This is a genomic window from Streptomyces sp. cmx-4-9 (assembly GCF_046548835.1).
Taxonomy (GTDB): Bacteria; Actinomycetota; Actinomycetes; order Streptomycetales; family Streptomycetaceae; genus Streptomyces.
In genome coordinates this window covers 1,076,686-1,097,120 of record NZ_JAEBEE010000001.1, presented here as the reverse complement: position 1 = coordinate 1,097,120, position 20,435 = coordinate 1,076,686, and the positions used below count along the sequence as shown (strand labels likewise).

Genomic DNA, 20,435 nt, shown 5'->3' with positions numbered 1-20,435 from the left:
GACGCAGCGCAACTACGGCCGCCATGAGACGCGGTGGTTGGACCAGAAATCCCAGGTCGACATCATCGCCTCCCAGCCGTCCGGGAACTTCACCGTCACGCCCAGCTGGACCGGTTCCGTCGAGGGGTGGTCGTCCAGCAGTTCCGCTATGCCCGCCCGGGCCACCACCACGCAGGCGTGCCGGTGCCGGGAGGCCAGCACGCACAGGCGGCCCGTCTCCAGGTGGAAGGCCGTCGCGTCGGGGCGGCCCGACAGGGGGTGGAGCACGACCGTCAGGTCGTACTCGCGGCCCTGCAGCCGGTTCGCGGTGTCCACGGTGACCCCCGCGACCCCGAGCGCCGCCAGGGCCGCGCGGACGGCGGCCGCCTGGTCGCGGTGGGCGGTGCCCACCGCGATCCGGTCCGCGGTGAGCGGGGCCGGGGCCGGCGTCCGCTCGTCCGAGACCACCGCCCCCCGGTCCAGCGCGCGGCGCACCACCAGGGCCACCGCCCGCACCGCCTCCGGGTCGGTCCGCGGAGTGTGCCGCGCCGGCAGCTCCAGCAGGCCCCAGCCCGCCTCGGCGGCCTCGTCCAGCACCCGGTCGGGGCCCGACCCGTCCGCGGGCACCCCGTACGACAGCCGCCGCTCGCCCGGACCCGTACCGCTGCGGAACTGCGTGTACGGGTAGAAGGCGCGCGAGACCAGCGGCGCGGCCGTGGCGGGGAGCCGCCAGGACACCGGCAGCCGGTGCTGCGGCAGGTGCGGGTTGTGTGCCAGCAGGGTGCTCACCGCCGAGGCGGAGGGGTCGTAGGACAGCCCCGCCCACTGCTCGGCGCCGACCACGCTGAACGGGTCCAGCTGTCCCGGGTCGCCTACGAACAGGGCCCGTTCGAACAGCCCGGCGACGGCCAGCAGCGCATCGGAGCGCATCTGGTACGCCTCGTCGACGATGGCGTGCTCCCACGGCTCGACGTCCTTGACGAACGCCCACTTCGCCGAGGTCGAGAGGGTGATCGGCAGACCGGCGAGCTCCCCCGGCTTGGCGGAGAGCGTCACCGACGGCAGCTCCCGCAGAGCCGGGTCGAAGGCCTCGCCGTCACTGCTGTGCAGCCGGCCCACCTTCAGGCCGGGATCCTTCTCCGCCAGCCGTAGCACCAGGTCGTCGACCTGCGCATTGGTCTGCGCGACCACCATCAGCCGGTGCCCGGCCGCGGCCAGCTCGCGGGCGGCCCGCACCACGAGCGTGGACTTGCCGGCTCCGGGAGGGGAGTCGACCACCACGCCCCGCTCGGTGCCGTGCAGCGTGTCGCGGAGGATGGCATCGGTGGCGGCCGCGGCGGCCGCCGCCGGGTCGAAGGGGGCGTTCGGGCTCACAGCAGGTCCTCGTCGGTCACGGTGTCGGGCCGCGGCGCGGCAGCGGTCGCGGATCCCGGCGGGCCGCCGTGCGTCCACGGGGTCCGCTCCGGATCCGGCAGCTTCGGGCCGCCGCGCGCATCGTGCTCGAACAGCGTCCAGCACACCCGGTCGCCCTTCTGCGGCACCGAACCGGGCTCCGGGTCCCGGCCGCGTCCCATCTTGTCCAGCAGCCGCAGCACGATCCCGCCGCCCTCCTCGAAGCGGACGAACCGCGCGGACTGGGGGCGGCCGTCCAGGGACCGGAACACCTTGGCCGCACCGTCCTCGGCGAGTTGCGGCCGGTCCTCCGTCGCGACCGTCACCAGCGGGCGGGGGCTGGGCCGCTTGGAGTCGGTCCACTCCATGACGACCTCGGTCACCTCGCCGGCGAAGGCCTCGCCGGCGAGTCGCCAGCCCGCCATGACCAGCGGGTCGTCCAGCGCCTCCTGGGCGTCGAGGCGCACCTGTTCGGTCTCGCGGGTGGCGAGCTTCTGGGCCGCCGTCACGGCGTCGTCGTGGCGGGGCTGCGGGGGCTCGCCGGCGCGCACGCGGTCCCGGTGGCCGGTGTACGACCAGCGGTCGCGGGTCCAGCGCTCCTCGGCGCGCTCCCCGGCCGGCAGCGTGCGCAGCAGTTCCACGGCGCGCCACACCGCGTCCCAGGTGGGACGCATCTGCGCGGCGACGAGGGCCCGTACCTCGGCTTCGGCCCGGGCGCAGGCCCGCTCGTCGCGGGGCTGCGCCGAGCGGGCCGCGTCGTAGCGGGCCATGGCGGGGGCCAGCAGCTTGTTGTCGAAGGCGGGGTCGGTCGCGGGGCCGGCCGGGGGGCACAGCAGCTGCCCGGCCGCGTCCCGGGCCAGTTCGGCGCGGAGCGCCGCCTCGGCCCCGGACTCCCCGTCCGGCGGATCCACCCAGGCGAGCAGGGCGCCCAGGTGCTGGTCCTCCAGCTGGGACTGCCCGGTGGCCCAGTGCCGCGACAGCAGGTCCGTGGCCGACAGCAGCATGGCGGAGCCCGGCACCCGGGACCGTTCGGCGAGGTGGGTGAACCAGCGGCCCAGCAGCGGAACCCGCGCGGGCGCCGGGTACGGGTTCTCCGGGTCCTCCTCGGCGGTGCGCCGGAACCGCATGGAGCGGCCCAGCAGGCGCAGGTACTCCACGCCCGCCCGGCTCGGCACGATCAGCTGCGGCGCTTCCACGCACAGCTCCGCCTCGGCCTTGGTCTTGCGGCCCGTCTCCGGATCGGTCTCGGTGCGTTCGACGAGCTCGACCTCGTCCCCGTACGCGTCCACGTACGGCAGGACCTCGGCGGCGAGGGCCGCCAGGAACGCCCAGCGCAGGTCGCGGTCGCGCGGCTGCGCCACGACCAGCAGCCGCGGCTCGCCCGGATCGGTCCCCACCAGCACCCCCAGCGGAGCCCCGGCCTCACCCGCCGTGGTCAGGGGTACGAGGACCAGCGGGCGTCCGCTCAGGTGGCGGTGGCGCACGGTCGCCAGCGCCTGGGCGCGGCCCTCCCGTACGGCTTCCAGGCGGGCCAGGGTGTTCAACAGCGGCACGAGGCGGCCTCCGCGGCGGTGTGCAGTGCTTCGGTGCGCAGCCGGGCCGCGTGCCGCAGGGCTTCGGCGGTGGGGTCGGGGCCGGGGCCGGGTCCGGAGGCGGCGGCCAGTGCCTGTCCGACGGTGGCCAGCGCGCCCAGTTCGCCCCGTACGGAACGGCCCAGGGTGGTCACTTGGCCGGCGGCGCGGGCCGAGGCCCGGCAGTGGAAGGCGAGCTCGCAGGCGGCGAGGCATTCGGGTGCGTAGGCGGCGTCCACCGTGGCGACGGCCTCGGTCAGCTCCTCGGCGGGCAGGGCGGGATCGAAGCTGATCCCCTCGGGCAGCGCCGCGGCGAGGTCCTCGACGCGGGTCAGCCGCTCCAGCTGGCGCCGGGTCACGGCGCGCTCCCGGCGGATGTCGACGGGCGCGGCGGCGGGCAGGTTCGAGAAGTCCTTGGGGCAGACCAGCAGCACCCGGTGTCCGACCTCGGCGCCCTCCAGCTTCTGGGCGGTGTTCTCCAGGGCCAGGACGTAGACGGCGGACTGGCGGGCTGCGGCGCCCACCTTCGCGGGGTCGGCGGCGCCGTCGAGCAGGGGGAAGGACTTGATCTCCACCACGGTCCAGCGGCCGTCGGGGTGCACCACGACGGCGTCCGGCTCCAGGTAGACGGGGGAGCCGGCCACCTCCAGGGCCAGCATCGGGTGGTCGAGGAGCGTCCAGGCTTCCTCCGCGCGGGCGGCGGCGGTGGCCTCCCGCAGGGCCAGCGCGGTGCGGGCGGCCCGGCCCTCGGGTCCGGCGGCGGTCAGGTCGGGGACCCGGGCTCGGGGGCCGGGCGGCTGCGCGGCGGAACCGAGGTGCTCGTGCACCAGGCGCAGCAGTTCGGCTCCGCCGTCGCCCTTGACCTTGGCCTCGAAGGAGTTGCCGCGGACGATCGCGAACTGCGACTGCCCGAACGGGGCGGGTGCGCCGAGGGCCGCGGCCAGGGCGGTCTTGTCCACACCGGCGCCGTCCAGGAGGGCGCGGCGGCCGCAGCCCGGGTTGGCGGCGAGGGCAGCCAGCGCCCGGGCGTCGAGCGGGCGGGGTGGTACGGCGGGTCCCCGCAGTCCGGCGAGCCGCCGGCGCAGCGTCGTCTGCTGCGGGATCTGCGCGGTTCGCCGGGGAGGGCCGGCGGGCGGGTAGGAGCTCACCCGCGGAAGTGTCCCATCCGCCACTGACAATCGTGGACTTACTGCGAAAACCCGCTGTTGGCGGGAGGAGTGCGGGCCGGGCACGGGGAGCGTGGCCCGGTGTTCGCGTGAGGGATGATGGACGGACGACGGAACCGCCTCAAAGCGTGCAGAACCGTATGTATCGGAATGGACCGGGAGAAAATTTATGGCCCCCCGCATCCTGCTGGCCCGCCACGGCCAGACGGCGTGGTCCCAGCTGGGCAAGCACACCGGGCGCACGGACGTGCCCCTGCTGGAGGAGGGCAAGCGGGGCGCGAAACTGCTCGGCGAGCGGCTGGCCCGCGACCCGTGGAAGGGCCTGCCCGGCGTGGAGGTCCGCACCAGCCCGCTGGTGCGCGCGAGCGAGAGCTGCGACCTGGCCGGCTTCGGCGTCCCGGCGCAGCCCTGGGACGCGCTGATGGAGTGGGACTACGGGGACTACGAGGGCATGACCCCCGCGCAGATCCAGGCGGTCCGCCCGGGCTGGCTGATCTGGCGCGACGGGGTCCCGGGCGGCGAGTCCGTCGCCGACGTCGCGGCGCGCGCCGACGAGGTGGTGGCCTGGGCCCGGTCCGCCGAGCGTGACGTGCTGGTCTTCGCCCACGGGCACATCCTGCGCACGCTGGCCGCGCGCTGGCTCGGCTTCGACGCCTCCTTCGGGGCGCGCATCCGCCTGGAGCCGACCTCCCTGTCGGTCCTCGGCTGGGCCTACGGCGCCCCCGCGCTGGAGCGCTGGAACGACACCGGGCACCTCGACCTGGACGCCTAGTGCTGTGACCGGAAAGGTTCACCGGGTCGCGGCGCCCGGCACGGCGCCTCGCGGCGTTGTCGGACCACGCAAGTACGTCCAGTACGAGACGTGGCCCTCCGCCTTGCGATGCACCGCACCGGACACCGCGACCCGGCAAACCTTTCCGGTCACAGCACTAGCCGGCTCGTGCGGAGGGTGCCCGGCCCCGGTCACCGGGTCCGCCGGCGCCCCCTCAGGCGTGCGCGTGGCGGACCAGGAACCCGTTCACGCGCGGGGAGCGCCGGTGGGGGACCAGGACGCGGGCGGTGTCCGAGAGCATCGTCCGGATCCGGGTGGACTGGACCTCGGCGAGCAGGTCGAGCACCCGGCCGCCGGCCCAGGCGGACTCGTCGGGGGCGCCCGCACGGGCCAGGTCGCCGGCCAGCTCGGCGGTGTACAGGGCCACGTTCCGCGCGAAGTGCGGGTCCTGCAGGTCCGCGGCCCGGCGGGCGTGCCGGGCCGCGCGGGCGTGCTCCCCGAGCGCGGACCAGCACCGCGCCTCCAGGGACTCCAGCTCGGCCTCGCCGAAGAAGGACATCCACTCGGGGTCCCCGCCGGCTCCGCCCCGGGAGAAGTCCGTGTGGGCGCGGGCCAGCGACTCCTCGCAGGCCTTGCGGTCGTCCAGCCCCGCCCAGCCCCCCGCCTCGCGCAGCGCGAGCAGCGACAGCAGCCGCGGGGAGCCGAGGGAGCGGGCGGCGCGGCGGCCCGCCTGCGCCGCCCGTACCGCCTCCCGGGGGCGCCCGCAGTCCCGGGCCAGGAAGGACATGTTGCTGAAGGCGTGGGCCTCCAGGCCCGCGTCCCCCGACACCCGGGCGGTGGCCAGCGCCTCCGCGTAGTGCGAGCGGGCGTCCTCCCACCGGCCCGAGTCGTGGGCCAGCCAGCCGACGGAGACGGCGAGTTCGCCCGCACCCGCGTGCAGCCGGTCCTCGGTGGACTGCCGCCGCGCCCCCGCGTCGAGCAGCGCGTACGCCGCGCGCAGCGGTTCGGCCGCCTTCCGGTAGAGGGCGTCGGCCCCGTGCCGGTCGTCCAGCAGCCGGATCTGGCGTACGGCGTCCTCCACGGCCGCGGCCTCGGACTCGCCGGCGCGGGCGGGGGGCCGGCGGGAGTCGCCGGGCAGGGTGAGGCTGAGCGTCGCGGCCGCAACGGTCGCGGAGCCGCCTGCCATGAACGCGCGACGCAGCACGTCGCTCTCCTTGGTGCTGGTGCCGGTACCGGTGCCGGTACCCGAACGGTGGGTGGGGGCGGAGAAGGGCGTGCGGTGGGCCGAGCGTCCGCGGACCGTCTCGCGCGGGCAGAAGCCGAGGCCGGCGAGGGTGCGGCCGGGGAACATGTGGAGGAAGACGCGCTCGTACGCGTAGTTGGGGCAGCGGATCTCGCCGGACTCGACCCGGCCGATGTACCGGGCGTCGCAGGAAACCGTTTCGCCGATCTCCTTGGCCGCCCTGCGCACCAGGGCCGCGAACTCGGCCGGGGAGTGCTGACCGCGCATCCGCCGGAACGTGGAGTTGGGTGAGTGGGGGGACGCCGCCATGGACGTGACCTCTCTGGCAAGGAACACACCGCCGGTGCCGCGACCCGGTCGAGCCGGGGCCCGGCGCGCATGAACGTACCGCCAGTGACAGGGTGTTCACGCGGTGTTTGGCTACAAAACGGATATCTCACCCGCCATCCGCCATGAACTGCCATCCTTTGCAGCGTCTTGCCGCCGCACCTGTTGACGCCTCCGCGCGTTGAACCGGAGCGGAGCGGGAGGCTGCTGATCCCGTCCGGCTCGTACGCGGATCGAGGAGGGGTTCCCTTGGTGGAGGCCGGCATGGAGAGCACTGGAACGAACACCGCGCCGTACCAGCCCGGTGCGATCCCCGTCGAAGCCCCGGACCTGGTGACCGTCCCGACCCGCCAGGGGCTGGAGGCCGTCGACATCATCCGCCGGTCCGCCCGGCAGGCCGGCGGGGTCGGGCCCGTCCTGCACGACGGCTCCGGCGACACCCTCGGATTCCTCGTCCCGCCCGGCACCGCCGACGACTGGGACCTGCCGGGCAGCGCGTGCACCCAGACCGACGGGCGGGGGATGCGCTTCGACGAGGTGGCCGCCCCCACCCCGGGCGGCTCCGGCTGGTTGCTCCCCCCGGAGGCCGTGGAACCGCTCACCGACCCCGAGGTCCTGCGCGCCGCCCTCGGCGAGGCGGCCCGACTGATCGAGGCCGCGGACAACTGCCGCTGACCGGCGACAATGGACTCGTGGCGAGCAAGGGCAAGAGCAAGGGCAAGGGCGGCGACCGGGTCGCGGGCACGCAGCGCGGCCGGGGCGGCGCGGAGGCGGTCACCGGGCAGGTGGGCGGCGGCCTGGCCGAACTGACGCCCGACCGCGAGCGCGCCGGCGCCTGGACCCTGCTCATCGACGGGGCCCCGCAGTCCCACGTGGACCTGGCCGACCCGGGGTACCTGGACTTCTCCTACCAGCGCCGGATCGGCCACCTGATCGACCTCGCCGCGCCCGCCCGCCGGCCGCTGAACGTGCTGCACCTGGGCGGCGGGGCCTTCACCCTCGCCCGGTACACGGCCGCCTCCCGGCCCCGGTCCACCCAGCAGGTCGTGGAGATCGACGCCGCCCTGGTGTCCTTCGTCCGCGAGCACCTGCCGCTGGACCCGCAGGCGCGGGTCCGGGTCCGTGCGGTGGACGCCCGGGCGGGCCTGGCCAAGGTGGCGGACGGCTGGGCCGACCTGGTCATCGCGGACGTGTTCAGCGGGGCGCGCACCCCGGCCCACCTCACGAGCACCGAGTTCCTGGACGAGGTGCGCCGGGCCCTGGCGCCGACCGGCTGGTACGTGGCCAACCTGGCGGACGGCCCGCCGCTCGCCCACCTGCGCGGGCAGATCGCGACGGCCGCGTCCCGGTTCGCGGAACTGGCGCTGGCCGCGGATCCGGTGGTCTGGCGGGGCAAGCGTTTCGGCAACGCCGTCCTGGTGGCCGCCGACCGGGAGCTGCCCGTCGCGGAGTTCACCCGGCGGGTCGCGGGCGACCCGCACCCCGGCCGGGTCGAACACGGCCGGGCGCTGGCGGACTTCGCGGGCGGCGCGGCGCCCGTCGCCGACGCCTCCGCCGTGGCCTCGCCGCAGCCGCCGCCCTCCGTCTTCCGCTGAGCACCCGCCTCAACGGGCGGGCACGGCGCGGGTGTTCGGCGGGGCACGGCTTGTAGGGTCGGCCCCATGACCACCTCCTCATGGGACCTGCTCGATGCGGCGCACGCCGCACTGCGCGCCACCGTCGCAGGCCTGGGCGCCGACGCCCTGCACCGTCCGACGCCCTGCGAGCACTGGGACGTGGCCCGGGTGGTCCAGCACGCGGCCGGCGACCAGCTGGCCTACGCCGCCCGCCTCACCGGCGGCCCGGGCCCGGCCGAAGACCCCTTCGCCCCCACCGGCACCCTGGCCGGCACCCCCGGGGAGCTGCTGGAACCTGCCCTGCGGGCCGCAGTCGAGGCCTTCGCCGCCGTGGCGCCCGGAACAGCCGGGGTGGCCGTGCCGCTGCCCCCGTTCACCGTCACCGCCGAGACCGCCGTCGGCGCGGCCGCGCTCGACGCGGCCGTCCACGCCTGGGACCTCGCCGTCGCCACCGGCCGGCCCTCCCCGCTGACCCCGGAGCTGGCCGCGGCCCTGCGGCCCACCGCCGAGGAGCTCGCCGGACCCCTGCGCGGCTTCGCCTACGCCGACGCCCTTCCGGCCGGGCCGGACGCCGACCCCGCCGCCTCGCTGCTCGCCTTCCTGGGACGCCGCCCGGACTGGGCCCCGCCCGCCGCCGGGTGACGGGGCACGGGGCGGTCACGTCCGCCGTCCGGTCGGCGAGGGGCCGGACGTCCCGGCTCGCGGCCAACTGCGGTGTTGTTACGATCAGTTGAGGCTCGAAGGTCCGGGCTCGATGGGCCCGATGGGCCCGCTGGGGTGGCCGGGGAGGGGCGGGGCGCGTGGATGAGCGGGTGTGGCGCGAGGCGGCGGAGCGGTTCGGGACGCCGTTGTACGTGTACGGGCTCGAAGCCGTACGGGAGCGGGCCGCAGAGCTGCGTGCGGCCCTGCCCGCGTCCGCGGGTCTGCTGTACTCGCTGAAGGCCAACCCCCTGCCCGCCGTCGCCGCCGAGGTGCGGGCCGCCGGGTGCCGGGCCGAGGTGTCCTCGGCCGGGGAGCTGCGGGCGGCCCTGGAGGCGGGGTTCGCGGCGGACGGAATCCTCTACACGGGGCCGGGCAAGTCCGCGGCCGAGATCGCCGGGGCGCTGGAGTGCGGCGTCGCCCTCTTCTCCTGCGAGTCGGCCACCGAGCTGCGGCGGCTGGGCCGGGTCGCCGGCGCGGCCGGGCGGCGGGCCGGGGCGCTGCTGCGGCTCCAGCCCGTCGGGGGCCCCGCCGCCGGGCTGTCCATGGCGGACGGCCGGCAGTTCGGCTTCGACCCCGCCGACGCGGTCCGCGCCTGCGCCGCCGTGCCCGACGCGGTGTCCGTACGGGGCTGCCACGTGTACCTCGGCTCGCAGATCAGCGGCGTGGAGGCGCTGCTGGAGGGCTTCGCGAGCGCCAAGCGCACCGTCGAGCACGTGTGCCGGGAAGCGGGCCTCGTGCCCGAGATCGTGGACCTCGGCGGCGGCTTCCCCTGGCCGTACGCGACCCCGGGGACGGGCGGCGGGTTCCAGGGGCTCGCGGAGGGCCTCGGTGAGCTGCTCGGCCACTGGGAGTTCGAAGGCCCGGCGCCCGAGGTGTGGTTCGAGTCGGGGCGGCGGCCGATCGCGGAGGCGGGCTCGCTGCTGACCACGGTCGTGGACGTCAAGGTGCGCCCGGACGGGGCCACGACCGTCGTCGTGGACGCCGGGGTCAACGTGCTCGGCGGCATGACCGGCCTCGGCCGCGTGCTCCGGCCGAGCACCGGCTTCGAGAACCTCAGCGCGGGAACGTCCCGCCACGACCCCGACGGTCCGGGCGGCCCGGAGGCAGCCGGGACCGGCGGCCGGGGCGGCCCGGTCCTGACCGCTGCCGTCGTGGGGCCCCTGTGCACGCCCCTGGACCGGCTCGCCGTGCGCGCGGAGATCGCCGACCCCCGGGTGGGCGACCTGCTGCGGGTCCCGAACGTCGGCGCCTACGGGCCCACCGCGAGCCTGTCGGCCTTCCTCAGCCGGCCCCCGGCCGTGGAGGCGGTCTACGACGGGGACCGCCTCGTCGGAGCGTGGCAGCTGGCCGCCGGGCACGTCGCCGCCGGCTGAACGCGGTGCGGACGGGCCCCGTGCAGGCCGGCGCGTACCGGAGACACTCCGCAAGAAGCTCTGCGGAAAGCCTCTGCGGAAAGTCTCGTACCGCGTCAACCGGGCTTTGTAGCATGCCGGAATGACGACACCGCACCTCTTCACGGCGGCCTCGCTCCTCGACGCCGCCGTAGCACGCTTCGGGTCCAGGACCGCCGTGCAGGACGGCGAAGTGAGCTTTTCCTTCGCGGAGTTGAGGGACGCCGCCGCCCGTACGGCAACGGCCCTGCGGGAGGCCGGGGTGGGGCGCCGGGACCGCGTCGGGATCTGCATGGCGAAGAGCGCCGACCAGGCCGTGGCCATCCTCGGGGTGCTGCTGGCCGACGCCGTGGTCGTCCCCGTCCTGCCCAAGCTGAAGAGCGAGGGCATCCGGCACATCGTGCGCGACGCCGGCCTGCGGGTCATGGTCACCGACGCCGTCCGGGCCGCGGAGATCACCGCCTCGGGCGCGGACGTACCGCTGCTGTACGGGCAGGACCGCGCCGACGCCGACCCCGCGCTGGTGCTGCCCGCCCTGCGGCGCCGGGCGGAGCCGGCCGGGGCGGGCCGCGCCATCGGCTCCGACGTCGCGGCGATCATCTACTCCTCCGGCTCCACCGGGCGCCCCAAGGGGATCATGGTGTCCCACCGCAACATCTGGGACGGCGCCCGCATCACCGCCGGGTACCTCGGCACCCGCTCCGACGACCGCATCGGCAGCCTGCTCTCCCTCAACTTCGACTACGGGCTCAACCAGCTCTGGCAGGCCCTGGCCACCGGCGCCTCCCTGCACCTGCACGAACTCGTCTTCCCCGCCGACGCCTTCCGCTTCCTGCACGAGCAGCGCATCACGGTGCTCCCCGTCATGCCGGTGATCATCACCCGGCTGTTCGACCCCCGCCTGCTGCGCCGGCGCCCCACGGCGGACCTGTCCTCGGTGCGGTACGTGTCCTCCTCGGGCGGTGCCCTGTCCCGGCGGATGACGGACGACCTCGCGGCGGCCTTCCCGGCCGCCGGGGTCTTCCAGATGTACGGACTCACCGAGGCCTTCCGCTCCACCTACCTGGAGCCGGAGCAGCTTGCGGTGCGCCCGGGCTCCATCGGCCGGGCCATCCCGGACGTCGAGATCCTGGTCCTGGACGAGGAGCTGCGCGAGGTGGGTCCGGGGGAGCGGGGCGAACTGGTGCACCGGGGCGGCTGCGTGAGCCTCGGGTACTGGAACGCGCCGGAGGCGACGGCCGCGCGGTTCCGGACGCTGCCGGAGTTCCCGGGCGAACGGGTCGTCTTCAGCGGGGACATCGTGACCCGGGACGAGGAGGGCTACCTGTACTTCGTCGGGCGCCGCGACGCCATGATCAAGACCTCCGGGTTCCGGGTCAGCCCCACCGAGGTCGAGGAGATCGCCGCCCGCTTCCCGAACGTCGAGGCCTGCGCGGCCGTCGGCGTACCGAACATCGCGATCGGCGCCGACATCGCCCTGGTGTACTCGGTCGTGGGCCCCGTCGACGAGGGGGAGTTCCAGCGGTTCCTCAAGGAGAACCTGCCGTCCCACATGGTGCCGCGCCACCTCTGGGAGGAGCCCGCGCTGCCCTCGACGGGCAACGACGGCAAGATCGACCGCCAGGCGCTCGCCGTCTCCGTGGCGGACCGGGTGGCGGCCGCCGCACAGGACTGACTCAGCCGGCGGGCACGGCGGGCACGGCCGGCACGGCGGGAGCCGCCGCCGGGGCCGCGAGGCCGCGGGCCCACAGGTCGTGGGCCTCGTCCAGGACGAGCGTCCACGGGCCGTCCGACCGCCCGCGCGCCGCGTCGACGGTCCGGCGCACCGCCGCGGGACCGGCCGTGCGGCAGGCGCCGCCCGTCAGGGTGAGGGACGCGAGCCGGCCGGCGGCCGCGGGGCCCGCCCCCGGCTCCCGCAGGGCCGTGAACAGGCAGGCGAGGAAGGCCCGCCGGACCGGCAGCGCGCCCTCCTCGCCGTCGCGCAGCCGCTGGTACACGGCGCGGCGGTCGTCCGGGGCGACGGCGTCGACCAGCTCGTCGAGGTACGGGGCGTGCGCGAGGCGGGCGAGGAGCGGGCGCCGGTCGCCCGCGACACCGAGCCCGGCGAACACCTCGTACGGGGCGCCGCCCGCCGGACCGCAGCCGTCCGCGACGCAGTTGTCCGTACCGCCCGGCCACCGGTGCACCTCGGTGCTCCCGCCGCCCACGTCCACCGCGAGCCGGACCTCCCCGGCCGGAGCCGTCCCGGCGCGGGCCCCCGCCGACCGCCACCAGCCCGACCGGGCCACCGCCGCGGGCGTGGGCAGCACCGGGACCTCGGCCAGGGACGCCACGGCCCGCAGCGCCGCCGGGTCGGCGAGGTGCGCCAGGTCGGCCAGGTGCAGCCGGCGCAAGGTCTCGGCCAGTGGTCCGCAGCGGGGTCTGAGCGCAGGGTCCAGGACGTTGCCCGTGCGCTGCCAGGCGGCCGGCGGCCCCGGCAGGTCCGGCTCCGCCGCCATCTCCGCCGCCCCCGCCCACACCAGGCTCCGGTGCGGGTACGCGTCCAGGCGCAGCCCTTCCAGGGCCGCGCGCAGGTGGCGCGGGTCGCCGCCGTCCACGCCCCCGACGGCCACCAGGACGTCGACCTCCGCGCAGGGCCGCCCCGGCGGATCGGCCAAGCGGCGGGCGTAGCCCACCGAGGCGCCGGCCAGGGTCGCCGCCCGGGCCGCCGCGGCCAGGCTGAAACGGCCGGTCAGCCCGAGCAGCCCGACCCGCAGCCCGCCCCGGGCGGAGCTGCACACCCGCAGCCGGTCCGCCGACGGGTCGAAGCCGTGGCGTTCCAGCAGACCGCGGAGCTGCTCGCCGGGGGTGAGGTCGGCCCGCCGCGCCGCGCGCACCACGGCGCCGGGACGGCCGTCCGGCGCGGTGCGGCACAGTTTGACCTCGGCGCTGCCCGCGTCGGCGAGCCACATCCCGGCGCCGGCCGCCGTCACGCCAGGATCCGGATGTCGCGCAGCAGCCGCTCCCACAGCGGGCCCTCGTCCGCGGTACGGGGTCCGAGCAGCCGGTGCTCCCAGCGGAGCTGTTCACCGGTCAGGGGCACGCGCCCGGCCTCCCGGATCCGGATGCGCCGGCCCTCGCCGCGGTCGGTGACCAGCAGGCCGAGGTTCTGTTCGTGCGGGGCGAACGGCACGTCGACGGCCCCCGAGAGGACGGCGCGGTACACCGACTGCCGGAAGGTGGGGGCCGTGTCGCCCAGGATGTGGTCGAGGACGGTGGTGACCTCGCTCTCGACAAGGGCCGCCTCCTCGTCGACGGCGTCGTTGGCGAGGGTCCGCCCGTACGGCACCATGTCGAGCACGTACCGCACGGCACGCACGGCCGCCGCGTTGCTCTCCACCGAGGGGATGCCGAGCGCTTCGTCGGGCGTCTTGACCACGACCTTGTCGGCTCCGACGAGCGCCGCGGCCTGCGAGCACACCGCGATCAGCTGCCAGGCGAGGGAGGCCTCGGCGGGGAACGCGCCCATCCACTGGTGGTAGACGAGGCTGACGCGGACGTCCTCGAAGCCGAAGCGGGCCAGCAGTTCCGCGGCCTTCGCCCTTAGCACCCGGGCGGTCGCGAGGTCCTGCTCCAGGCTGCCGGTATGGCCGAAGCCGACGGCGAAGGACTCCACGCCCTGCTCCGCGGCGAGCAGCAGTTCACACAGCTGTACGACGATCGTGATCACCGGCGGAACGAGGGTGGCCGTGAGCGGACCGAAGGACTCCCGGTGCACGGGCAGTCCGGGCGGGCCGGTGACCGCGCACAGCCGGTCGACGTACTGCCAGTGGGCGAGGGCCCGGTCGAGCGGGTAGTCCCGCGCGTAGGGGAGGGTGTAGCAGAGCCCGCCGCCCTCGATCTCGGTGATGCCCGCGGCCAGGGCGGTCTCCACGAGGAGCCGGGCGTCGGGGGTGCCGTGCCGCAGGCTGACGGGCCGGTCGACGCCCTCGTACAGCTCGCGGGTGCGCAGGTGGCCGTGGCTGATCAGCGGGTAGCCGTTGAGCAGGTCCCGGCCTTCGGCGAGACCGGCCTTCAGGAGGGCCGCGGCCCTCTCGTGGTCGTTGTGCCGGGTCTGGCTGTCGATGGTCAGCGGGATGAAATCGGCCCCCGCCTCGTCGAAGGCGCGAGTGAGGGCCCGCTGTTCGGTGAAACCGGGGAAGCCGCCGCGCGGCTGGGTGTACGGGCGGGTGCGCGGCGACCGGTAGGCGTACGAGGCGAACCGGCCGGGCGCCAGCGTGGCGAGGTGGGCCCGGGCCGTGCCGGGGCCGAGTCCGGCAGCGCCGCCGTCGGCGAGGACGGCGGCGCGTTCGGAACCGAGGTCCCCCAGGGACTCGGATCTACGGGGCGTGGCCATCGGACAGGTCCTGTCGCAGGGCTCGGAAGACGTCGTGGAATCCCGTCGGCCGGTGGAACACCCGGTGGAAGCCGTAGGAGGTGAAGACCCGCTCGACCTCCTGTGCCGGGCGGTCCCCGACGACGAGGTTGCCGCCGATGTACAGCAGTACGTGGCCCAGTCCGCGCTCGGCGAAGAGCGGACCGGTGTGCTCGCAGGCCTTCTCGCCCTCGCCGTTGAGGGAGGACATCAGCACGGCGCGGGCGCCGGTCTCCTCCACGGCGTCCGCGAAGTCGCCGGGCTCCCGGTTCGTCCCGAGGTTGAACGGGCGGAAGCCGTTCTCGGCGAGGCCGATGGCCAGGATGCGGTTCGCGACCACGTGGATGTCGTGCCCGACGACGCCGAGCACGACACCGGGTCCTGGCGCGTCACGGCTCACCGGGCCGCGCCCCCTCGGACTGCGCTCACGCCTTCGGCGGGACCATCAGCTGGGGCATGGGCAGCAGGGTGACCGAGGCTTTGCCGGGCTTGGGGCCCTGGGCGTCCAGGTGGCGGAAGCAGGAGAAGGTCTCGTCCTCGTGCTTGCTCTGCACGAACTCCTTCAGCTTCGGGCTCTCCTCGTACATGGTGAGCAGCGGCATCTCGAAGATGTTGCCGATCACCTCGGGCGCCCCGAGTTCGCAGATCATCACGTCGCCGTTGGAGTGCAGGTGCAGCTGCGCCTTGCCCTCGATGCAGCTGGCGTAGATCACCCCGGGGTCGCGCAGCAGGGGCTGGAGGCGCTTCCACGGCTCGCTGCCGGGCTTGAAGTACGCCGACAGGCAGCTGAAGAAGATGGTGGTGCGCGGGTCGCGGGAGGAGACGAGGTCGATGATGGCGTCGGCGACGGCCTCGGTGGCGAGGGTGTTCTCGTAGCCCTGGTGGACCCCCGGGATCTCCATCTGGATCTCGTGCTTGCGCACGCCCAGGTCGGCCGCGAACCGGTGCACCTGCGCCATGCTCGCCCGGGTCTCGTCGAAGAGGATCGTCTCGACGACGGTGTCGATCACCGGGGAGGCGACGGACCGGGTGATCGCTTTGACGATCTTCGGGAACATCTTCTCGGTGACCTTGTAGAAGGCGGAGTGGCTCGCCGCGTCCACATGGTTCAGGGAGAAGTGCAGGACGCCCAGTCCGGCCGCTTCGAGGCGGTCGAACTTCTCGTCGGTGAGGACCGTTCCATTGGAATTGATCTGGGTGTGGATACCCTTTTCGGTGCAGTAGGCGACGATGCTCTCGCAGAGGTCGAACTCAAGCAGCACCTCACCGCCGGAGAGCTTGACCCGCTCCAGGTCCGGGAGGGAGTCGATGGTCGACTTCACCTCGTCGAGGGACAGGATCCTGCGTTCGAGGAGATCGTAGGCGCCGCAGTAGGAACAGCGGAAGTTGCACTTGGACGTCACGCCGATCTCGATGGCGCGCAATCGACCGACACCGGTCTTGCTCATTTCCAGCGACTTGAAAGACAAGACGCACCCCCTCGTTGGATCAACCGCAGGATTGGGATCTGGCACGAGTCAATCGAGCTTATGGGCGGCCGTCGAACCCGCGCAAGGCTCGTTCCACGGGCCGGACGCAGGGGCCGGCCGTCGTCCCCCGCAGCCTGCACGACGCATGACTTCCCGTCAATTGACTTATGGAACAGGGTAGTTGGAGGACTCGCGTCAACTTCCTTCGCTGGTACGGCCCTTGCCGGGCGGGAGCGGCCGGTGTTCAATCGCGTCGTGACCGAAGACGCCGTGCTCCCCTTCGTGCTGGGCGTGGTCCTCACCGCCCTCCGGCGCCTCCTGCCGCCCGGCGCGGCCGTCGGGCCCGCCACCGACCTGCTGACCCTCCCCGCCGGCAGCGCACCGGCCCTCGACCAGCTGGTCGCCGCCGTCGAGGAGGCCCTCGACGTCGAACTGGCACCCGACCTCGACGTCCCGTCGACCTTCGCCAGCCCCACGTCGCTCGCCGTCGGCCTGATCCGCAGCGTCGGTCCGGGCCGGCGCGTCAGGTCCTCCTGAGCACCTGCGCGGCCCACCGGTACTCGTCCGGATCGGGGACCAGGTCCACGATCAGGTCGCTCACCCCGAGGCCGCGGCAGGAGCGCAGCCACCGCGCCACCTGCGCCACCGAGCCGACCAGCTTCGGCGCGTCGATCCCGCGCATCGGGGCCCCGTACCAGAGCAGCTCGTCGTGGACCTCCCGCTCCTGGGCCAGCGCGTAGCTGGCGTGGTGCTCGCTGGAGACCACCTGGGACATGAACATCCGCCCCGCGACCTCCTGGCGCCGGTCGGGCGCGTACAGCGCGGCGGCCGCCGCCCAGGCCTCCTCCTCGGTGTCCCGCACGACCAGGCCCACCAGCATCGTGATCCGCTCGACCTGCTGCTCGGCCCGCACCCGCGCGATGTCCCCGGCCAGTGCCGGCCGCGGCCGGGCCATCATCAGCACGCCGTCCGCGGGCACCCGGCCGGGCGTCCCCGACGACGGCGTCACCACGAGCGGGCGACCCTCGTCGGGCCGGATCCGCCGGTCCAGCTCGGCCCGCACCCCGGCCGCGAAAGCAGCCAGCTCCTGCCGGGCGGCGCTCTTGTCGAGGAGGTCGCCGGCCGAGCGGGCGGGCCGCGTCGCCCCGGCCACGACATTGACGTGCGTGGGCCGGCCGAACCGGTAGTGCAGGTCCGCGGCCCGCCGCGCCACCGACTCGGGGCTCTCCTGGTGCGGCCGGACCGCGACGACGGGCTCCAGCACCGTGGAGTGCGCAAGGACGTCGAAGGCGGCCAGCCACGGGTCCATCGCGACGGGGAAGTCATAGACGAACGCGCCCGTGACGCCCGCCTGTTCGGCGGCGGCGAGATAGGACTCCAGGCGCTCCAGATAGGACTTGGCGGCCATCCGGCCGCCGAGGCCGAAGCTCTCGGAGTGCGGCGGGACGATGAAGCTCAACGACTGCGGCCAGGCTGCGTCTGCCACCGGGACACGTACTCCTTGGGTTCCAGGCCGCGGCCGGGGCCGCGGCGTTCGTCGGACCGGCGGGTTCAGCCGGCGGGGGGCCGTACGGCACGCACCGAGACGGGGACGCCGCCCTTGGGCCACATCGTGGCGATGCCGGTCGGCCGCACCGGGCCCCCGACGAGGGCGAGGTCGGTGCGGCGCGCCAGTTCCGCGATCAGGGCGCGCAGCTCCAGCTCCGCGAAGGCGTAGCCGATGCAGCGCCGGTAGCCGCCGCCGAACGGCACGAAGCTGTAGGGGACCGGTTCGCGGTAGCCGGGGGCCGAGGCGTCCCAGCGCTCCGGGCGGAAGGCCAGTGGCTCGTCCCACAGTTCGGGCATGCGGTGGGTGACGTACTGGGAGTAGAGCACCTTCGCCCCGGCCGGGACGGTGTGCCCGGCGAACGCGAAGTCCTCCACCGAGGTCCGGCCGGTCAGCACCCCGGGGGTGAACAGGCGCAGGATCTCGGAGACCGTCCACCCCACGTACGTCATCGCCCCCAGGTGCTGCGCGGTCAGCGGCTGGTCGCCGGCGACCTCCTCGACCTCCCGGCGGACCCGGTCGAAGACGTCCGGGTTGCCGAGGAGCGCGTACAGCGCCCAGCCGGCCGCGGAGCTGCTGGAGTCGTACCCGGAGGCGATCAGGCTGATGACCTGGTCGCGCACCTCCAGGTCGGCGAGCTGGTCGCCGTCCCCCTCGTGGTCGTACGAGGCGAGCAGCGCGTCCAGTACGTCGCCGCGGTCCTCGGGCTCGGCGCGGCGCTTGTCGATCTCGGCGCGCACATGCCGGTCCACCCGTGCGCGGGCCGCCATCGCGCGGCGGAAGGCGGTGCCCGGCAGGTCGTGGTCGAAGCGCAGGAACGGCGAGCGGTTGATGTAGCGCAGGGCCGTCTCCAGCTCCCGTCCGATCTCGTCGGTGTGCGCCTCCAGCCGGTCCCCGAAGAGGGAGCGGATGGCGATCCGGCGGATGCACGAGCGCATGTCGGTGAAACCGTCGGCGACGCCGCCCGGGGTCCAGCCGTCGATCATGCGGTGGATCTCCTCCACCATGACCGGCACGTAGCCCTCGATGCGCTTGCGGACGAAGGCGGGCCGCACCAGCGAGCGCCGGCGCCGGTGGTCCTCGCCGTCGCTGACCACCATCGCCCGGCTGCCCACCACGGGGATCAGCAGGGTCAGGACGTCCCGGGAGAGGAACCGGGGACGGGCGGGCGGGTCGGTGAGCAGCAGCTGGTTGGCCTCGGCCCCGAACAGGAGCACGTACTGCTGGCTGCCGAAGCCGAACCGGCAGACCGGCCCGTAGCGGCGCTGCATGTCGAGCAGTGCCTCGTAAGGCCGGCCCAGGAACCCCTTGAGGTAGCGGGCCTGGCCGAGCCCCGAGGGGCCCGGCAGGCGGCTGATCGCGGGGCCGGGCCGGACGGCCGTCATGCCGGGCCCCGGCCGTCGTCGTCCGGGCCGAGGTCCGGGCCGGGGCCGCCCGGCAGGCGGGCGGCGCGGCCGACCGGCAGGCGTGGCAGGCCCAGGTCGTCGTAGAGGGCGCGGACCAGCGCGTAGCGGCGGGCGAAGGTCTTGACGTCGTCGAGGCGGCCGTTCCAGTAGACGGCGACCACCAGGTCGAACAGCGGGTCCACGAGCAGGGTGGAGGTGTTCCCGCCGGCGTGCCCGAAGGTCCGGGCCGAGCAGCGCCGCCCGAAGACGGACGGCAGGGTCATGACGCCGAGGCCGTAGGGGAAGTCGGTGTCGCAGATCGACCGGTAGGGCGAACCGGGCCAGTGGGTGGCGGTCAGCGCCTCGGTGCTCGCCTGCCCGATCAGCGGGACGCCCTGGTGCATCCCGCCCGCCAGCAGCACGTCCCCGACGACCCGCAGGTCCCGTACGGGCCCCCACACGCCCGCTCCGGGCAGGGGCAGTGCGCTCGCCAGCCGCATGGCCTCCAGGCCCGCGTCCCCGTCCTCGGTGGTGCCCGCTGCCGCCAGCCGGTCGGCGGGCAGGGACGGGGCGCCGAGGACGGCGCCGATGCCGAGGAGGGAGAACAGCTCGCGGTGGCTGTCGCCGGACGCCGTGCCGTGCACGGCGGCCAGCAGCCGGTCCAGCACGAACCAGTTGGTGATCGGGTTGTAGGACATCGCCGCGCCGGGCAGGGTCTCGGTGGGCGTGGCGCAGATGACCGCCCAGACGAGGGCGTCGATGTCCGCCCAGGAGGCGGTGTCGGCGCCCCCGGCGTCGACGGACAGCATCGGGTCGGGCATGCCCGTGGTGTGGGTGAGCAGATCGCGGACCCGCACCCCCTCCTTGCCGCCGCCTGTGAACTCCGGCAGCACCTTGCAGACCGGGGTGTCGAGTTCGACCGCGCCGCTCTCCCAGGCACGGGCGAAGGCGATCGCGCCGAGCGGCTTGGAGGAGCAGGTCCAGGGCACGTACGTGTCGAGGGCCATCGGCGCACCGCTGCCGTTGTCGCCGACGGCGAGGTCCACGACCTCGCCGCGGTAGGACACGGAGAGCTGCACACCGCTCTCCAGGCCGCGCTCGATCTCCGCGTCGAAGAGCCGCCGTACGGAGTTCAGGGCGGGGTTCGCGGGGACGGTCACCGTCATGAGGGCTGCACTCCAGGGGTCTCGGCATCGGCGTGCACCAGGGCGTAGACGTCGCGCGGCGACGCGGTGTCCCACTGGGCGACCAGTTCCGCCTCCACGTGCGCGGGGCAGCGCGACTGGACGTCGTCGAGCCAGGCCAGGACGGCGTAGTCACCGGCCTTGAGGCGGCCCAGCGGGGTGGTGGCGAGGAGGGGGTCGACGGTGTCCCCGAGCAGGGGCCGGACAAAATCTTCGAAGGACGGGACGTCCGCACTCATGGCGCTGCCATCTCTGATCGGTCGGCAGCCGGCGCCGATGGGCCGCCGGCGGTCTGGGTC

General features: G+C 74.8%; 19 protein-coding genes. 7 read left to right on the top strand and 12 right to left on the bottom strand.

Annotated features, from left to right (window positions below; genetic code table 11):
• Positions 1-12: 12 nt before the first annotated feature.
• The 3 genes from ACLJTM_RS05105 to ACLJTM_RS05095 are packed head-to-tail and all read right to left on the bottom strand — an operon-like array spanning position 13 to position 4,090.
• A complete protein-coding gene (locus ACLJTM_RS05105; RefSeq protein WP_411102105.1) occupies positions 13-1,353 on the bottom strand; it encodes an AAA domain-containing protein in 1,341 nt (446 codons plus the stop codon).
• On the bottom strand, positions 1,350-2,924 hold the full coding sequence (locus tag ACLJTM_RS05100; protein ID WP_411102104.1) for a hypothetical protein: 1,575 nt from the start codon (positions 2,922-2,924) through the stop codon (positions 1,350-1,352). The genes ACLJTM_RS05105 and ACLJTM_RS05100 overlap by 4 nt, the downstream gene beginning before the upstream one ends.
• A complete protein-coding gene (locus ACLJTM_RS05095; RefSeq protein ID WP_411102103.1) occupies positions 2,912-4,090 on the bottom strand; it encodes a hypothetical protein in 1,179 nt (392 codons plus the stop codon). The genes ACLJTM_RS05100 and ACLJTM_RS05095 overlap by 13 nt, the downstream gene beginning before the upstream one ends.
• A gap of 187 nt (positions 4,091-4,277) precedes the next feature.
• On the opposite strand from ACLJTM_RS05095, the gene ACLJTM_RS05090 reads away from it, so the two are divergent.
• Positions 4,278-4,880, top strand: a complete 603-nt coding sequence (locus tag ACLJTM_RS05090; protein WP_411102102.1) for a histidine phosphatase family protein — start codon at positions 4,278-4,280, stop codon at positions 4,878-4,880.
• Between the two features lie 214 nt (positions 4,881-5,094).
• Here ACLJTM_RS05090 and ACLJTM_RS05085 read toward each other — a convergent pair whose 3' ends face one another.
• Positions 5,095-6,432: a tetratricopeptide repeat protein gene (locus ACLJTM_RS05085; protein ID WP_411102101.1), complete on the bottom strand. Its 1,338-nt coding sequence runs from the start codon at positions 6,430-6,432 to the stop codon at positions 5,095-5,097.
• Between the two features lie 282 nt (positions 6,433-6,714).
• Here ACLJTM_RS05085 and ACLJTM_RS05080 point away from each other — a divergent pair, with 282 nt between their 5' ends.
• From ACLJTM_RS05080 to ACLJTM_RS05060, 5 genes are all read left to right on the top strand, one after another.
• Positions 6,715-7,125, top strand: coding sequence for a hypothetical protein (locus ACLJTM_RS05080; RefSeq protein ID WP_411102100.1), 411 nt, complete (start codon positions 6,715-6,717; stop codon positions 7,123-7,125).
• A 17-nt stretch (positions 7,126-7,142) separates the two neighbouring features.
• Positions 7,143-8,045 carry a spermidine synthase gene (locus ACLJTM_RS05075; RefSeq protein ID WP_411102099.1) on the top strand — a complete coding sequence of 301 codons (903 nt, stop codon included), beginning with the start codon at positions 7,143-7,145 and terminating at the stop codon, positions 8,043-8,045.
• Between the two features lie 66 nt (positions 8,046-8,111).
• Complete coding sequence (locus ACLJTM_RS05070) at positions 8,112-8,708, top strand: TIGR03086 family metal-binding protein (RefSeq protein ID WP_411102098.1); 597 nt, start codon at positions 8,112-8,114, stop codon at positions 8,706-8,708.
• Between the two features lie 158 nt (positions 8,709-8,866).
• Positions 8,867-10,141, top strand: coding sequence for a type III PLP-dependent enzyme (locus ACLJTM_RS05065; protein WP_411102097.1), 1,275 nt, complete (start codon positions 8,867-8,869; stop codon positions 10,139-10,141).
• Positions 10,142-10,262: 121 nt separating this feature from the next.
• Positions 10,263-11,834 (top strand): AMP-binding protein, encoded by a 1,572-nt coding sequence (locus ACLJTM_RS05060; protein ID WP_411102096.1) that lies wholly within the window; start codon positions 10,263-10,265, stop codon positions 11,832-11,834.
• Position 11,835: 1 nt separating this feature from the next.
• Here ACLJTM_RS05060 and ACLJTM_RS05055 read toward each other — a convergent pair whose 3' ends face one another.
• The 4 genes from ACLJTM_RS05055 to ACLJTM_RS05040 are packed head-to-tail and all read right to left on the bottom strand — an operon-like array spanning position 11,836 to position 16,000.
• Positions 11,836-13,131 carry a glutamate mutase L gene (locus tag ACLJTM_RS05055; protein WP_411102095.1) on the bottom strand — a complete coding sequence of 432 codons (1,296 nt, stop codon included), beginning with the start codon at positions 13,129-13,131 and terminating at the stop codon, positions 11,836-11,838.
• Positions 13,128-14,534, bottom strand: a complete 1,407-nt coding sequence (locus tag ACLJTM_RS05050) for a hypothetical protein (RefSeq protein ID WP_411102094.1) — start codon at positions 14,532-14,534, stop codon at positions 13,128-13,130. The genes ACLJTM_RS05055 and ACLJTM_RS05050 overlap by 4 nt, the downstream gene beginning before the upstream one ends.
• Entirely contained in the window at positions 14,518-14,952 is a 435-nt protein-coding gene (gene glmS, locus ACLJTM_RS05045) for a methylaspartate mutase subunit S (protein ID WP_411102093.1), read from the bottom strand. The genes ACLJTM_RS05050 and glmS overlap by 17 nt, the downstream gene beginning before the upstream one ends.
• 25 nt (positions 14,953-14,977) lie before the next feature.
• Positions 14,978-16,000, bottom strand: coding sequence for a radical SAM protein (locus ACLJTM_RS05040; protein WP_411102092.1), 1,023 nt, complete (start codon positions 15,998-16,000; stop codon positions 14,978-14,980).
• A gap of 276 nt (positions 16,001-16,276) precedes the next feature.
• Here ACLJTM_RS05040 and ACLJTM_RS05035 point away from each other — a divergent pair, with 276 nt between their 5' ends.
• On the top strand, positions 16,277-16,558 hold the full coding sequence (locus ACLJTM_RS05035; protein ID WP_411102091.1) for a hypothetical protein: 282 nt from the start codon (positions 16,277-16,279) through the stop codon (positions 16,556-16,558).
• Here ACLJTM_RS05035 and ACLJTM_RS05030 read toward each other — a convergent pair.
• From ACLJTM_RS05030 to ACLJTM_RS05015, 4 genes are all read right to left on the bottom strand, one after another.
• Positions 16,545-17,507: a hypothetical protein gene (locus tag ACLJTM_RS05030; RefSeq protein ID WP_411102090.1), complete on the bottom strand. Its 963-nt coding sequence runs from the start codon at positions 17,505-17,507 to the stop codon at positions 16,545-16,547. The genes ACLJTM_RS05035 and ACLJTM_RS05030 overlap by 14 nt on opposite strands.
• A gap of 65 nt (positions 17,508-17,572) precedes the next feature.
• Complete coding sequence (locus tag ACLJTM_RS05025; RefSeq protein WP_411102089.1) at positions 17,573-18,952, bottom strand: cytochrome P450; 1,380 nt, start codon at positions 18,950-18,952, stop codon at positions 17,573-17,575.
• A complete protein-coding gene (locus ACLJTM_RS05020) occupies positions 18,949-20,118 on the bottom strand; it encodes a serine hydrolase domain-containing protein (RefSeq protein ID WP_411102088.1) in 1,170 nt (389 codons plus the stop codon). The genes ACLJTM_RS05025 and ACLJTM_RS05020 overlap by 4 nt, the downstream gene beginning before the upstream one ends.
• A complete protein-coding gene (locus tag ACLJTM_RS05015) occupies positions 20,115-20,375 on the bottom strand; it encodes a hypothetical protein (protein WP_411102087.1) in 261 nt (86 codons plus the stop codon). The genes ACLJTM_RS05020 and ACLJTM_RS05015 overlap by 4 nt, the downstream gene beginning before the upstream one ends.
• Positions 20,376-20,435 lie beyond the last annotated feature (60 nt).